Raw genomic sequence first — 13,194 nt, 5'->3', positions numbered from 1 at the left:
TAATATCAAATCAACGGTTTAAACGGGTTTTCTAACCCGCTTTGTATCAACCTCATCCTTGTGGAAAGCTTATGTACTCCAATAAATCCATCGCGTTTGCCCTGTGCCTGGCCGTGACCGGTTGCGCCCAGACTCCACAGAACAGCACGGCAGACAACAGCGGCTTCCGCTGGTGGCCGTTCGGTGCTGCGGACCACGCAGCCGACAAGAACGTGGCCGGCGCGATCAACGACAAAGTTGCCAAGGATGAAGCCAAGTCTGCAGCCGCCCCTGTAGTTGCCCCTGCCGTTGCCGCCGCGCCTGCCGACACCGGCAAGCACTGGTACTGGCCGTTCGGCGGCAGCAGCGATGCCGCCAAGCCAGCCGCCCCGGCCGTTGCCGTGGTGCCCAAGATCGACACCAAGATGACCCAGGCGTGGCTCGACAGCTACGAGCCGAAAGTGCGTGAAGCGGTCAAGGGCAGCAACTTCCAGGTCGAGCGCCGCGAAGACGTGCTGGTGGTCATCGCCCCGATCGACAGCAGCTTCAACCCGCGCCGTCCCGAACTGCTGCTGCCTATCACCCTGAGCCCCATCACCAACATCGCCAAGGCCGTCGAGAACGACCCCAAGACCGCCGTGCTGGTCCTGGGCCACGCTGACGCCAGCGGCGCCGCCGACGTGCAGGAAATCAGCCAGAAACGTGCGGGTTCCGTGGCTGCCATCTTCCACCTGAGCGGCCTGGACCGTAAGCGCCTGGCCATGCGTGGCATGGGCTCGCTGATGCCACGTGCCGCCAACGACAGCGCCCAGGGCCGTGCCCTGAACCGCCGTGTCGAAATCCTGCTGACCCCGCAGGAAACCATGGTGGCCCTGGTTGCCAAGTACAACTCGCCAACGCCGCCAGTGGCCGAAATGGTCGCCACCCAGGACGTCAAGCCAGTGGTAGCACCGGCGCCGGCCAGCAAGAAAGCCGCGGCCAAGAAAGCCACCGCGAAGAAGGCCCCGGCCAAACCCGCGGCCAAGAAGAAAGTGACCCCTGCCAAGGCGGCAGCGCCGGCCAAGAAAAAGGCTGACGCGGTAGCCCAGACCCAGAACTGATAGTCCAGGAAGCGCGCAATGACCCAGGCACTCGCCGACATGCGCCGTGACTACACCCGTGACGGCCTGACCGAGGCGAATGCCCCGGTCGAGCCGTTTGCGCTGTTCACGCGCTGGTTCGAAGAAGCGCTTGCCACCGAGCAAGCGCCCGTGGAGGCCAACGCCATGACGTTGGCCACCGTCGATGCACAGGGCCGGCCACACTGCCGCGTGCTGTTGCTCAAGGCCCTGGACCCCCATGGCTTTACCTTCTTCACCAACTACGAAAGCGACAAGGGCCGGCAGCTGGACGCCAACCCCTTTGCCGCCATGACGTTCTTCTGGCCCACCCTGGAGCGCCAGGTGCGCATCGAAGGGCGGGTGAGCAAGGTCAGCCATGACGAGTCCGACGCCTACTTCCAGGTGCGCCCGCTGGGCAGCCGCCTGGGTGCCTGGGCCTCGCCGCAGAGCCGGGTGATCGCCGACCGCGCTGAACTCGAGGGCCTGCTCAAGGCCACCGAGCAGCGCTTCAGCGACACCCAGCCCCACTGTCCCGAGCACTGGGGCGGCTTCCGCCTTGTGCCCGAGCGCATCGAGTTCTGGCAGGGGCGCTCCAGCCGCCTGCACGATCGGCTCAACTACCGCCTGGTGGACCAGGCCTGGCAGCGCGAGCGCCTGGCCCCCTGATCGGCGCGGCAGACCTTTTCCTCTCCTCAGTTGTCCAGACGATGTGGCATGATTGCACGCAAGCGTGCCATTTCGTCGGCCCTCCAAAGCCCGCCAGAACGGCTGTACTTCAGCTGAATGGACGCAATTTATTACAGCTGGCGTCGTGACACCCTGCGACGGCCAGCGTTTAATGGGCACCTACGCCCCACGGAGAATTTTCATGCGTAAATCCGCACTGCTTCTTGCCTGCTTCACGACTTCGTCCCTGTTCCTGGGTGGTTGCGTCTCCAACCTGCAGGGCGACACCTACTCGCGTGATGAAGCACGTCGTGTGCAAACCGTGCGCATGGGCACCATCGAGTCCCTGCGCCCGGTGAAAATCGAAGGCACCAAGACCCCGATCGGCGCTGGCGCCGGCGCCGTGGTCGGCGGCGTGGCCGGTAGCGCCATCGGTGGCGGCCGTGGCAGCATCATCACCGCCGTGATCGGCGCCGTGGCCGGTGGCCTGGTAGGCTCCGCTGCCGAAGAAGGCATGACCCGCGCCCAAGGCGTGGAAATCACCGTGCGCGAAGACGACGGCAGCATGCGTGCCTACGTGCAGCAGGTGCAGGAAAACGAGATCTTCCGCGTCGGCGAGCGTGTGCGCATCATGACCGTGGACGGTACCAGCCGCGTTTCGCACTGATACCCGCACGCAGCACACGAAAAACCCGGCCTAGGCCGGGTTTTTTTGTGCCGCATGGCCAGGTCAGGCTTTGCGGCTGGCCATCGCTGTCACCGCATAACCGATGAACGCCGCCAGGATCGAGCCCGTCAGGATGCCCATGCGGTCCTCGCCGGCGAACGGGCTTTGCCCCGGCACGTAGGCCAACGAGCCGACGAACAGACTCATGGTAAAGCCGATGCCGCACAGTATCGACACCCCCAGCAGCTGCCTCCAGCTGGCGCCTTCGGGCAGTGCCGCCAGGCCTGCCTTGATCGCCAGCCAGGTCAGGCCGAACACGCCCAAGGTCTTGCCCACCAGCAAGCCGGTGGCGATGCCCAACGGCACGTGGTGGGTGAAGCTTTCCAGGGTCACGCCCGCCAGTGGCACGCCGGCGTTGGCGAAGGCAAACAGCGGCAGGATGGCGTAGGCCACCCAGGGGTGCAGGGCATGCTCCAGGCTGCGCGACGGCGATGGCTCGGCGTTGCGGGTGCGCAAGGGAATGCAGAAGGCCAGGGTGACGCCCGCCAGGGTGGCGTGCACCCCGCTCTTGAGCACGCACACCCAAAGGATGGCGCCCACCACCAGGTAGGGCGCCAGCTTCACCACCCCCAGGCGGTTCATGGCGATCAGGGCCAGCAGGCAAGCGCCCGCCAGCATCAGCGCCAGGCTGGAGATGGCCCCCGAATAGAACAGGGCGATGACCACGATGGCGCCCAGGTCGTCGATGATCGCCAGGGTCATGAGGAACAGCTTCAACGACACCGGCACGCGCTTGCCCAACAGGGCCAGCACGCCCAGGGCGAAGGCAATGTCGGTGGCCATGGGAATGGCCCAGCCACTGAGGGCGGCGGGGTTGTCCTTGTTCAGGGCCCAGAAGATCAGCGCCGGCACCACCATGCCGCCAATGGCTGCGGCGCCCGGCAGGGCTACCTGCGAGACGCTGGACAGCTGGCCCTCCAGCACTTCGCGTTTCACCTCCAGGCCAATGATCAGGAAGAACAGCGCCATCAGCCCGTCGTTGATCCACAGCAGCAGCGGCTTGGCGATTTGCAAGGCGCCAACCTGGGCCACTACCGGCGTGTCGAGGAAGCTGTGGTACAGGCCGGAGAGCGGCGAATTGTTGATGATCAGCGCCAGCACGGCGGCCGCGATCAGCAGCAGGCCGCTGGCCGCTTCCAACTGAAAGAAACGTGTCAAAGTACTACGCAGAGGCACGGTCGCGCTCCATCCTGGTGTTCGAAGGGGGACACCCTAACCCGTACCGGCAGTTGTTAAAACAAAAGTTATATTCGTTTTTGTTATAACAAAAATGGCAGGCAAGGCAGGGCAGTGGACCCTAACAGCGAAGGACGCCAGGGGAGATAGGACGTGTCTGATTCGGATGTAGGACATTTCCCGTAGCAGCTGCCGCAGGCTGCGTCTTGAGCACCCAGGTGCTTCGGACGCCGCCTTCGGCAGCTGCTACAGGGGTTATCAGGCGTCGATGCCCAGCATGCTGCGGGCTACGGCTTCGGCGATGCGGATGCCGTCCACGCCGGCGGACAGGATGCCACCGGCGTAACCAGCGCCTTCGCCGGCCGGGAACAGGCCCTTGACGTTGAGGCTCTGGAAGCTGGCATCACGGGTGATGCGCAGCGGCGACGAGGTGCGGGTCTCGATGCCGGTGAGGATCGCGTCCGGGCGGGCGAAGCCGCGGATCTGCTTGTCGAAGGCCGGCAGTGCTTCGCGGATCGCCTCGATGGCGAAGGCCGGCAGCGACAGCGCCAGGTCGCCCAGGGACACGCCCGGTTTGTAGGAAGGTTCCACGTCACCCAAGGCCGTGGACGGCGTGTTGGCGATGAAATCGCCCACCAGTTGCGCCGGCGCCTGGTAGTTGCTGCCACCCAGCAGGTAGGCGGTGGACTCCAGCTTTTCCTGCAGCTCGATGCCGGCCAGCGGGCCACCCGGGTAGTCGACTTCCGGGGTAATGCCAACGACGATGCCCGAGTTGGCATTGCGCTCGTTGCGCGAGTACTGGCTCATGCCGTTGGTGACCACCCGGCCTGGCTCGGAAGTGGCGGCTACCACGGTGCCGCCCGGGCACATGCAGAAGCTGTACACCGAGCGGCCGTTCTTGGCGTGGTGCACCAGCTTGTAGTCGGCGGCGCCCAGCTTTGGGTGGCCGGCGTACTTGCCCAGGCGCGCCTGGTCGATCAGGCCTTGCGGGTGCTCGATGCGGAAGCCGATGGAGAACGGCTTGGCTTCCATGAACACGCCGCGGGCGTGCAGCATGCGGAAGGTGTCGCGGGCGCTGTGGCCCAGGGCCATGACCACATGGCGGGACATCAACTGTTCGCCGTTCTCCAGCACCACGCCTTGCAGCTGTTCGTTGTCGATCAGCAGGTCGGTGACCTTGTGCTCGAAACGAATCTCGCCGCCCAGGGCCTCGATCTCCTTGCGCATCGTCTCGACCATGCCGGTGAGACGGAAGGTGCCGATGTGCGGCTTGCTGACGTAGAGGATCTCTTCCGGCGCGCCGGATTTGACGAACTCGTGCAGCACTTTGCGGCCGTGGTGCAGCGGGTCCTTGATCTGGCTGTACAGCTTGCCGTCGGAGAAGGTGCCTGCGCCGCCTTCGCCGAACTGCACGTTGGACTCGGGATTGAGCACGCTTTTACGCCACAGGCCCCAGGTGTCCTTGGTGCGCTGGCGCACTTCCTTGCCACGCTCCAGCACGATCGGCTTGAAGCCCATCTGCGCCAGCAGCAGGGCGGCGAAGATGCCGCACGGGCCGAAGCCGACTACCAGTGGGCGTTCTTCCAGGCCTTCGGGGGCATGGCCCACCACCTTGTAGCTGACGTCCGGCGCCGGGCCGACGTTGCGGTCCTCGGCGAAGCGCGCCAGCACGGCGGCTTCGTCGCGCACGTTGAGGTCGATGGTGTAGATGAATTGCAGCTCGCTGTTCTTCTTGCGCGCGTCGTAGCTGCGCTTGAACAGGGTGAAGTCCAGCAGATCGGCGTCGGCGATCCCCAGGCGCTGCACGATGGCCGGGCGCAGGGCCTCGTCGGCGTGGTCCACGGGCAGTTTGAGTTCGGTGATTCGTAACATGACAGGGTCCAATATCCGGGCCACAGGGTTGACCCGGCAGCTTTGCACTAACCGGCCATTATAAGCGTTCGGAGGCGATTGCCGTCAGGTTTTAACTGCCCGACGGCAGATCTTCAGTCGTTGCGGGCGCCACCGAAGTAGGCGCAGCCCCGGTACGGCTGGTCATTGACGCGCAATTCGGCGCTCATCTGCATCACCCCGCCGGTGGTCGGGTCTACGCAGCGCTGGGGGGCCACCCACAATTCCACCTTCAGGCCGTTGGCCTCGGTGCTCAGGCTCAGGCGGCCGTCGGGCAGGGTTTCCTCGACGAAGGGCACGGCCAGCGGTGGCTGGTCGGCGCGGCTCAGCTCCAGGCCCTTGCCGCTGGCGCGCAGCTCCCACTTAGACGGCTCGGTGCCGGCGGCGCGCAGGGTCAGCAGCTTGAAGTTGGGGTCGTTGCAGGCGGTGGTGGAGCGTTCCAGGCGGTAGAACTGGCGCAGGTCGATGGTGCCGTCCAGGCCGCCGGTCTTGCTGGCCTCGAAGCGCCCGCGCACGTCGGCGTAGACCTGCCCGGACTTGCCGACGATGCCGGCGGCTTCCTGCAGCACGCCAGTATTACCGACATCGGTGACGGTGTAGTGGCGCTGTTCGCCGCAGGGCTGGAACAGCAAGTGGCCGTTATTGCCCATCAGCACGCCCTGCATGCGCGTGAGGTCGGCGTGGGAAGGCTGGCTGGGCGCGGAGGCGAACAGCTGGCAACCGGCGAACAGCGGTAGCAGGGCAAAACACAGCAGATTACGGGCAACGCGCATCGGGGGCCTCCTGGTCAGTGGGGCGCACCCTAGCACAGCAGAAGTGAAAATTCTGCGGCCCGCTAGCCGACGATAAACACCTGGCCGGTCTGCAGGCCTTCCACGCTCTTGGCGTAGGCCAGTGCCACCTCGGCGGCGGGCACCGGCTTGTAGCCGCGGAAGTAAGGCGCGTAGCTGCCCATGGCTTCCACCAGCACCGTAGGGCTGACGGCGTTGATGCGCAGGCCGCGAGGCAGTTCGATGGCTGCGGCGCGAACGAAGGCGTCCAGCGCGCCGTTGACCATGGCCGCCGAAGCGCCGCTACGGATCGGGTCGCGGTTGAGAATGCCCGAGGTCAGGGTGAACGAGGCGCCGTCGTTGGCGAACTCGCGGCCGATCAACAGCAGGTTTACCTGCCCCATCAGCTTGTTGTGCAGGCCGAGGCTGAAATCGCTGTCGGTCATTTCCCCCAGTGGCTTGAAGGTGACGCTGCCTACGGCGCTGACCAGGGCATCGAAACGCCCGGTCTGCTCGAACAGCGCGCGGATGGAAGCCGGGTCGCTGATGTCCACCTGGAAGTCACCGCTGGTGCGGCCCACGCGAACGACCTCGTGGCGCTGGGCAAGCTCGCTGGCGATGGCGGAACCGACGGTGCCGCTGGCACCGAGCAACAGAATCTTCATGGCTGAATCCTCGTGGGGAGAGTGTGCGACCAGTGTAGGCATTTGCTTTTCGCGGATAATCCCTCTAATAGGCAACCTTTGGTTTTCATATGGAAACAATCCATGAGCGAACTTGATGACCTGGCGGCCTTCGCCGTGCTGGTCGAGGCGGGCACCTTTACCCGGGCCGCCGAGCAGCTGGGCTGGAGCAAGGGGCAGCTGTCCAAGCGCATCAGCGCCCTGGAGGCCGGCCACGGCGTGCAACTGCTGCACCGCAGCACCCGGCGTTTGAGCCTTACAGCGGCGGGCGCGGCGCTGTTGCCGGAGGCGCAGGCCCTTGTGGCGCAGATGCAGCGCGCCCATCGGGCTTTGGCGCAGCTCAAGGACGAGCTGGCCGGGCCGGTGCGGCTGACGGTGCCGGTGTCCCTGGGCGAGACTTTTTTCGAAGGGTTGCTGCTGGCGCTGGGCCGCGATTACCCGCAGATCAACCTGGAGTTGGACCTGAGCAACGCCTACCGCGACCTGGCCCGCGAGGGCTTTGACCTGGCGGTGCGCGAGAGCGTGGCCAGCGACGAGCGCCTGGTGGCGCGGCCGCTGCTGACCATGCAGGAGATTACCTGCGCCAGCCCGGCCTACCTGGCTGCGCGGCCGGCCCCGCAAACCCCGCAGGACCTGGCCGCGCACGCCTGCCTGCTCAACAGCCACTACAGTGGACGGGAGGAGTGGCGCTACCACCTGCAGCATGAGCTGATCCGCGTGGCCGTGGCCGGGCCGTTCGCCAGCAACCATTACAGCCTGCTGAAGAAAGCTGCGCTGGCGGGGGCCGGGGTGGCCAGGTTGCCGTCATACATGCTGCACGAGGACCTGGCAGAGGGCAGGTTGGTGTGGCTGCTGCGTGAGTACCAGACCTCCAGCGCGCCTTTGTTCCTGGTGCATCCTTACCAGGGTGGCTTGCCACGCCGGGTGCAGGTGGTGGCGGATTACCTGGCGGCCTGGTCGACGCAGTAGGCGGTGGCTGTAATTGTCCTTGTGGGAGCTGGCTTGCCAGCGAGCTTTTGGGGCCTCAACAGCTCGCTGGCAAGCCAGCTCCCACAAGTTGGTTGTGCGCACAAAAAAGCCTCCACAAGGGAGGCTTTTTTAACGGTGGGGCAGGACCTTAGTTGGCCTTGGCCGGTGGCTTGCCTTGCAGCTTCTCGATGGCGTCGATCAGGCGCTTGGCCAGCGCCGGGTAATCTTCATCGAAGTGGTGGCCGCCAGGCAGCTTGAGGGTCTCGCCGGTGTAGGTCTTGTTGTCGGTGCAGCCGGTTTCATCGGCCTCCTCGACACCGTACACGCACAGAATCTTGTTCTGCGGCATCTTGGCGATTTCCGGCCCGGTCGGTGCTTCCTTGCCGGCGTTGCCCAGCCAACCCTCGACCTCGATCTCGAAGCTGCCGCTGCGGGCGAAGGCCAGCAGCAGCACGCCGTCGATGCGCTTCTGGTCATCGGCCGGCAGGCGGTTGTAGGTCGCAGGCAGCACGTCGGCGCCGAACGAATAACCGGCCAGGATGAAGCGCTTGGTGCCCCACTTCTGGCGGTAGTGCAGCATCAGCGCGGACAGGTCCTCGGCGCTTTGCTCAGGCGTCTTGTGCTGCCAGTAGTAGCGCAGCATGTCGATGCCCACCACCGGGTAGCCCATCTTCGCCATCTCGCCCGCAACGTCGCGGTCCAGGTCGCGCCAGCCGCCGTCGCCGGACAGGAACAGGGTCACGGTGTCGGTGGCCTGGCCAGCCGGCACTTCCACCACGGGCATGCTCAGGGCGTCCTTGTTGTCGCCCACCAGCAGCTTGGTCAGCTCGTTCTTGAGCACCTGCGGCAGGTGCACGTCGTAGTCGCTGATGCTGGTCTCGGCGTTGGGGGTGTCGCGCACGAACGAGGCGCTGGCGTCGTCCGGGTTGTCGTTCCAGGCGACGATCCAGTGGCCGTGGTCGGCCTTCTTCGGCAGCGGGGTGGCACAGCCAGGCTGTTCCAGGCTGAAGCCCACCGACACGGCGGTGGCCTTGTCGTCGGTCTGCTTGGCCAGCCATGACCAGGCTTCGGCCGCGCCGGAGCCAATGCCGCCGAACACGGTCACCGGGCCGTCCAGGTGCTGGGCGGCGGCCTTGATGTCGTTTTCCTGCTCGTCGCAGTCGGACTTGGCCAACAGTACCTGCACCAACTGCGCCGAGCCGTCCTTGCTGAGGTCGGTCAGTTGCTTGTCGGTCAGTGCCTGTTCGGCCGGCACCGACAGCACGACCCGGGCCTTGATGTGGCTGCCGGGGGTGACCAGGGTCACGGTGTTGCCGTCGTCCAGCTTCACCTGTTCTAGAAGGGGCGCGGGGGCGGGGCGGTTCATGTACCAGTAGACCGCCGCGGCGCCAGCGATCACTACCACCACGACCGCCAGCCCTTTACGCCAGTTGCGTCGAATCATCAGCGTTTCACCAATCCTGTCAGGCCGCCCGCGATAAGGGCGGCGGTATCGGCCAGTGCCACCAGCGGATCGAGTCCTGCGGGCACGGCCATGTAACGGGGTTCCCAGTCGGGCTGGAATTTATCCTTGAAGCGCCGCAGGCCCTGGAAGTTGTAGAGCTGCTCGCCACGGCGGAACACCATCGAACCCAGGCGCTGGGTCAGCGGTGCGCCGCGACGTGGTTGCAGGCCCGACAACGGCACCATGCCCAGGCTGAAGCGCGCGTAACCATGACTCTTATAATGTTGGATCAGGCCGACCATCATGAACTCCATGGTCAGCTTTGGTGCCTCGGGGTGTGCGCGCATCAGGTCGAGACTGGCCAGCTCATGGCTGTGGGTCTCGAGCAGGTTGGCGAACGCCACGGGGCGTCCCTCGAAATGAATGATTGCAATACGAAAATGCTGCAGGTACTCCGGGCTGAAACGACCCAGGGAGAAGCCTTTTTCCCGAACGTTCTTGCCGGTCAGCCAGGCATCGGAAATCACCTTCAGCTCGTCCAGCGGCGCCTGGCCCGGTTCGTGGATCTCCAGCGACAGGCCGTCGCGGGTACCGCGGTTCCAGGTGTAGCGCAGGTCCTTCATCTCCTTGCCCTTGGCTTCCAGGTCGAAGCGTTCCAGGTCCACCCGGGCTTCCTCGCCCAGCTTGATCGCAGTCAGGCCGATGTCCATGTAGAACGGCAGGTTCTCGGCACGCACCTGGTAAAACACCGGGCGGGCATGATGGAAATCGCACAGGTCACGGAACTGCCAGATCATTTCCGCCCGTTGCTGGGTCGAGCCAATGGGGTCGTACAGCGCCACCAGGCTCCGCCCGCGGCGGGCGTACATCATGAAGGCGTTATCGTTGGGGTGGAAGAGCAGGGCCTTGTCACCCGTCAGCGCCAGGCCACCGTCCGGCTGATCGGAGGTCATCAGGATCTTCGCCGCCTTGTGCAGTTCCTCGCTGTCGGGCAGGTGGATCACCGGCCGCGCAGTGCGCAGCAGCCAGGTCAGGGCGACGATCACCAGCAGCACGGCGCTGCCCAGGGCCGAACGCAGGCCACGGGGTGCGTCAGCGTCGAGGGTGAACTGCCACCACAGTTGATGTTTGTACGGAATGTCCTGGTAGGCGAACAGCAGCAGCCAGATCGAGGCACCGACCACGCAGGCGCTGGCCATCAGGTAGAACGGCGAGAACGGCAGCTCCAGCAGGCGGCTGGGGCGGTAGAACGAGCGGCGGAAGATCGCCAGCAGGCCCGCCGTGAAGATCAGCAGGCTGGCTTCCTCCCAGTCAAAGCCCTTGAGCAGCGACAGCAGCGCGCCCACCAGCAGCAGTGTGGTGGTCAGCATCCACGCGGCGGACAGGCGCCGGCGCAGGCCCTGGGCCAGCAGCAGGCACAGCACGCCGATCAGGCTGGCGCCGAAGTGCGAGGCGTCGATCAGGCGGTGGGGGATCAGGAAGCCCAGGTGCTCCAGGCGCGTATCGATTTCCGGGGTGGCGCCCGAGAACAGCAGCACCACGCCGGACAGGAACACCAGCAGCGCCAGGATCGGCGCCGCCATGCCCGAGGCCACGCGAATGGCCTGCTGGGCGAAGAAGAAGCGCTTGGCTTCGGTGGCCAGCAGCACGATACAGGCCAGCAGCAGCGGCAGCATCACGTAGATCAGGCGGTACAGCAGCAGGGCGGCGGCCAGGGGCGCGGCGCCCAGTTCGTTGGTGAACGCGGCCAGCAGGATGGCCTCGAACACGCCGACCCCGCCCGGCACGTGGCTGAGCACGCCAGCCGCGAGGGCCAGCAGGTACACCAGCACGAAGGCGCCGAACGGCGGCGCTTCGGGCAACAGCAGGTACAGCACGGTAGCGGCCAGCAACACGTCGAGGGCGGTGATCACCAGTTGCAGCAGGGTCAGGCGCACGCCCGGCAGGCGCAGGGTGCGACGGCCGACCTTGACCAGCAGGTTGTCCGCAATCGGTTGCTCGCCCAGGCGGCGGCGATAGATGCCGGCGGCCAGCAGCAGAGTCAGGGCAATCACGGCACCCGCGATGGCGCCCAGCACGCCGGGGGCGATGTGCAAGGCGGCGGATGCGGCCGGCAGATTGCTGAGGGTGGCCAGGGCAGCCAGGGGCGGCAGGGCGCAGCCCAGCGACAGGCTGGCGAACAGGGTCATGCGCGCCACTTCGGCGGCGCCGATGCCGTGGCGGGCGTACAGGCGGTAACGCACCGAGCCACCGGACAGCAGCGACAGGCCGATGGCATTGCCAATGGCGAACGCGGTGAAGCCGCCCAGCACCAGGGTACGGCGTGGCAGGGTCACGGCAGCGTAGCGGCTGGCCGACCATTCATAGCCCAGCAGCACGACGAAACCGGCGGCGGCTGCGGCCAATGCACCGAACAGGGAAGCCTTGGGCGTGCTCAATACCGAATCATGCAGGGCATAGATGTCGAGTTCCGCCAGCAGGTGGCGGCAGGCGATCAGGGCGATACCGAACAGCAACAGGGTTACGACCAGGCCGATGGGTTGGCGGTACTTGCTCAGCAGTTCCAGCCAGCGCATTTTGCTTGGGTTCAACGGATGTGGGGCAGTCACGGTTTCAGGCAGTTCTGGCGAGTCGGGGCGCATCAATCACCTCGTGGATTGTGCGCAACAGGATGAAGGTATCCAGTCAAGTTACCAATCCCTATACAAAAATAATTCGGAATATATTAACCCGTTTGACCTTTTATCGGGCTCGGACGCTTTATCTATAGGGGAAGTTTCATGTTTCTTCCACCTGCAGGTCCCGCAAGGGTGGACAACAATACGGCAGGTTTGTGCCGATTTTATTTCTGCGCGCAAACGAAAAAGGCCACTCTTGCGAGTGGCCTTCTACGATATTTGGTTGCGGGAGCCGGATTTGAACCGACGACCTTCGGGTTATGAGCCCGACGAGCTACCAGACTGCTCCATCCCGCGTCTGTGGGGGCGGATTCTACAGCACGGCGGCGGGGTGTCAACCGTTAATCCAGTGCTGCGACAAACTGGCGCGCTTCAGGCAAGTCTTTGAAGTGCTTAGGAATTCATCAATCTCCGTAGCAGCTGCCGAAGGCTGCGTCCAGGAGCGACGCAGCCTTCGGCAGCTGCTACGGGATGCAAAATACACGCGCACAAAAAAGGCCACTTTTTCAAGTGGCCTTCTTTGATGTTTGGTTGCGGGAGCCGGATTTGAACCGACGACCTTCGGGTTATGAGCCCGACGAGCTACCAGACTGCTCCATCCCGCGTCTGTGGGGGCGGATTCTACAGCACAGCGGCAGTGTGTCAACCGTTAACTCCTTGAACTACCAAATAATTCCCGCAGCAGCTGCCGAAGGCTGCGTCCAGGAGCAACGCAGCCTTCGGCAGCTGCTACGGGGGAGCGTATTATTTGAAACAAGCGGAAACAAAAAAGGCCACTTTTTCAAGTGGCCTTCTTCGATGTTTGGTTGCGGGAGCCGGATTTGAACCGACGACCTTCGGGTTATGAGCCCGACGAGCTACCAGACTGCTCCATCCCGCGTCTGTGGGATTGATTCTACAGACTTCCCCAGGCGTGTCAAACGCCCGCTGCAGGAAAAGTCTTTTCGTTCAAGCGCTTAGCACTTCGAAAAAAGGCTGCGAGGCAGGCGGGGCGGGGGTTTCAGCCCTATCGCAAGGCGCTGTTCAATTAAAAAAATAAATATCGGATCCGCCTTGGGTTCGCCATGGCGGCAGGCTGGGTGAGATACTGGTCAGCGTTTCGTACGAAAACG

Annotated in this window: 10 protein-coding genes and 3 tRNA genes; 4 read left to right on the top strand and 9 right to left on the bottom strand. The window is 64.6% G+C overall.

What is annotated here, in order from left to right; genetic code table 11:
• Positions 1-71 precede the first annotated feature (71 nt).
• From RAM80_RS10545 to RAM80_RS10535, 3 genes are all read left to right on the top strand, one after another.
• Positions 72-1,079: an OmpA family protein gene (locus RAM80_RS10545; protein ID WP_416426321.1), complete on the top strand. Its 1,008-nt coding sequence runs from the start codon at positions 72-74 to the stop codon at positions 1,077-1,079.
• A gap of 18 nt (positions 1,080-1,097) precedes the next feature.
• Entirely contained in the window at positions 1,098-1,745 is a 648-nt protein-coding gene (pdxH, locus tag RAM80_RS10540) for a pyridoxamine 5'-phosphate oxidase (RefSeq protein ID WP_416426320.1), read from the top strand.
• 202 nt (positions 1,746-1,947) lie between these two features.
• Positions 1,948-2,412: a glycine zipper 2TM domain-containing protein gene (locus RAM80_RS10535; protein WP_416426319.1), complete on the top strand. Its 465-nt coding sequence runs from the start codon at positions 1,948-1,950 to the stop codon at positions 2,410-2,412.
• A 63-nt stretch (positions 2,413-2,475) separates the two neighbouring features.
• On the opposite strand, the gene nhaA is transcribed toward RAM80_RS10535, so the two are convergent.
• The 4 genes from nhaA to RAM80_RS10515 form a co-directional block, all read right to left on the bottom strand.
• On the bottom strand, positions 2,476-3,648 hold the full coding sequence (gene nhaA / locus RAM80_RS10530; RefSeq protein WP_416426318.1) for a Na+/H+ antiporter NhaA: 1,173 nt from the start codon (positions 3,646-3,648) through the stop codon (positions 2,476-2,478).
• Positions 3,649-3,906: 258 nt separating this feature from the next.
• Positions 3,907-5,520, bottom strand: coding sequence for an NAD(P)/FAD-dependent oxidoreductase (locus tag RAM80_RS10525; RefSeq protein WP_416426317.1), 1,614 nt, complete (start codon positions 5,518-5,520; stop codon positions 3,907-3,909).
• A gap of 113 nt (positions 5,521-5,633) precedes the next feature.
• The gene (locus tag RAM80_RS10520) at positions 5,634-6,311 is read right to left on the bottom strand and encodes a COG3650 family protein (protein WP_416426316.1); all 678 of its coding nucleotides are present in this window, start codon (positions 6,309-6,311) and stop codon (positions 5,634-5,636) included.
• A gap of 62 nt (positions 6,312-6,373) precedes the next feature.
• On the bottom strand, positions 6,374-6,973 hold the full coding sequence (locus tag RAM80_RS10515; protein ID WP_416426315.1) for a short chain dehydrogenase: 600 nt from the start codon (positions 6,971-6,973) through the stop codon (positions 6,374-6,376).
• A 102-nt stretch (positions 6,974-7,075) separates the two neighbouring features.
• Here RAM80_RS10515 and RAM80_RS10510 point away from each other — a divergent pair, with 102 nt between their 5' ends.
• Positions 7,076-7,960, top strand: a complete 885-nt coding sequence (locus RAM80_RS10510) for a LysR family transcriptional regulator (protein WP_416426314.1) — start codon at positions 7,076-7,078, stop codon at positions 7,958-7,960.
• A gap of 148 nt (positions 7,961-8,108) precedes the next feature.
• Here RAM80_RS10510 and RAM80_RS10505 read toward each other — a convergent pair whose 3' ends face one another.
• From RAM80_RS10505 to RAM80_RS10485, 5 genes are all read right to left on the bottom strand, one after another.
• On the bottom strand, positions 8,109-9,404 hold the full coding sequence (locus RAM80_RS10505) for a virulence factor family protein (protein WP_416426313.1): 1,296 nt from the start codon (positions 9,402-9,404) through the stop codon (positions 8,109-8,111).
• Complete coding sequence (gene mprF / locus RAM80_RS10500) at positions 9,404-11,980, bottom strand: bifunctional lysylphosphatidylglycerol flippase/synthetase MprF (protein WP_416427452.1); 2,577 nt, start codon at positions 11,978-11,980, stop codon at positions 9,404-9,406. The genes RAM80_RS10505 and mprF overlap by 1 nt, the downstream gene beginning before the upstream one ends.
• Before the next feature lie 322 nt (positions 11,981-12,302).
• A tRNA-Met gene (locus RAM80_RS10495) sits at positions 12,303-12,379 on the bottom strand.
• 231 nt (positions 12,380-12,610) lie between these two features.
• A tRNA-Met gene (locus tag RAM80_RS10490) sits at positions 12,611-12,687 on the bottom strand.
• Positions 12,688-12,885: 198 nt separating this feature from the next.
• Positions 12,886-12,962, bottom strand: a tRNA-Met gene (locus tag RAM80_RS10485).
• Between the last annotated feature and the right edge of the window lie 232 nt (positions 12,963-13,194).

Source organism: Pseudomonas sp. App30, assembly GCF_047947025.1.
GTDB lineage: Bacteria > Pseudomonadota > Gammaproteobacteria > Pseudomonadales > Pseudomonadaceae > Aquipseudomonas.
Note: the sequence above shows the minus strand (reverse complement) of the source record. Positions and strands in the feature narration are given on the sequence as shown.

What these genes read in the sequence shown, in the direction of transcription:
- RAM80_RS10545 (WP_416426321.1), top strand. Translation starts at nt 72, where the DNA reads ATGTACTCCAATAAATCCATCGCGTTTGCCCTGTGCCTGGCCGTGACC.
- pdxH (WP_416426320.1), top strand. Translation starts at nt 1,098, where the DNA reads ATGACCCAGGCACTCGCCGACATGCGCCGTGACTACACCCGTGACGGC.
- RAM80_RS10535 (WP_416426319.1), top strand. Translation starts at nt 1,948, where the DNA reads ATGCGTAAATCCGCACTGCTTCTTGCCTGCTTCACGACTTCGTCCCTG.
- RAM80_RS10525 (WP_416426317.1), bottom strand. Translation starts at nt 5,520, where the DNA reads ATGTTACGAATCACCGAACTCAAACTGCCCGTGGACCACGCCGACGAG.
- RAM80_RS10520 (WP_416426316.1), bottom strand. Translation starts at nt 6,311, where the DNA reads ATGCGCGTTGCCCGTAATCTGCTGTGTTTTGCCCTGCTACCGCTGTTC.
- RAM80_RS10515 (WP_416426315.1), bottom strand. Translation starts at nt 6,973, where the DNA reads ATGAAGATTCTGTTGCTCGGTGCCAGCGGCACCGTCGGTTCCGCCATC.
- RAM80_RS10510 (WP_416426314.1), top strand. Translation starts at nt 7,076, where the DNA reads ATGAGCGAACTTGATGACCTGGCGGCCTTCGCCGTGCTGGTCGAGGCG.
- RAM80_RS10505 (WP_416426313.1), bottom strand. Translation starts at nt 9,404, where the DNA reads ATGATTCGACGCAACTGGCGTAAAGGGCTGGCGGTCGTGGTGGTAGTG.
- mprF (WP_416427452.1), bottom strand. Translation starts at nt 11,980, where the DNA reads ATGCGCTGGCTGGAACTGCTGAGCAAGTACCGCCAACCCATCGGCCTG.